The following is a 1,014-nucleotide window of genomic DNA, read 5'->3' on the forward strand; positions in this document are numbered from 1 at the left end:
CTCACAGCCAAACTATCAGGTCAAGTCTGCTTTTATTATTTTTAAGCGTGCATAATAAGCCCTACACAAATTGGGAGTTAGACATCATGAGCAACGCAGTGCCCGCCGAGATTTCGGTACAGCTATCACAGGCACTCAACGTCATCGAGCATCATCTGGGATCGACGTTGCTGGCCGTGCATTTGTACGGCTCTGCACTCGACGGTGGCCTGAAGCCATGCAGTGATATTGATTTGCTGGTTACTGTGACTGCACAGCTCGATGAGACTGTGCGGCAGGCTCTGTTCGTAGATTTCCTGGAAGTTTCCGCTTCTCCCGGCCAAAGTGAAGCTCTCCGTGCCTTGGAAGTTACCATCGTCGTGTACGGCGATGTTGTTCCTTGGCGTTATCCAGCCAGACGGGAACTGCAATTCGGGGAGTGGCAGCGCAAGGACATTCTTGCGGGCATCTTCGAGCCCGCGACAACCGATGTTGATCTGGCTATTCTGCTAACTAAAGCAAGGCAACACAGCCTTGCCTTGGCAGGTTCGGCCGCGGAAGATTTCTTCAACCCAGTCCCGGAAAGCGATCTATTCAAAGCACTGGCCGACACCTTGAAACTATGGAACTCACAACCGGATTGGGCAGGCGACGAGCGGAATGTAGTGCTTACCTTGTCTCGCATTTGGTACAGCGCAGCAACCGGCAAGATCGCGCCGAAGGATGTAGCTGCCAACTGGGTAATGGAACGCCTGCCCGTCCAACATCAGCCCGTGCTGCTTGAAGCCCAGCAGGCTTACCTTGGACAAGGGATGGATTGCTTGGCCTCACGCGCTGATCAGTTGACTGCGTTCATTTACTTTGTGAAGCACGAAGCCGCCAGTCTGCTCGGCTCCACGCCAATGATGTCTAAAACAAAGTTAGGCATCACAAAGTACAGCATCGTGACCAACAGCACCGATTCCGTCACACTGCGCCTCATGACTGAGCATGACCTTGCGATGCTCTATGAGTGGCTAAATCGATCTCATATCG

General features: G+C 52.9%; 1 pseudogene. It reads left to right on the forward strand.

From position 1 onward, the window contains the following. Positions 1 to 86: 86 nt before the first annotated feature. Positions 87 to 875: pseudogene (locus OKC44_RS22075) on the forward strand (AadA family aminoglycoside 3''-O-nucleotidyltransferase); the annotation flags it as partial. Positions 876 to 1,014 lie beyond the last annotated feature (139 nt).

The sequence above is a fragment of the Aeromonas sp. S41-2 genome, assembly GCF_027705845.1.
GTDB classification, from domain to species: Bacteria; Pseudomonadota; Gammaproteobacteria; order Enterobacterales; family Aeromonadaceae; genus Aeromonas; species Aeromonas hydrophila.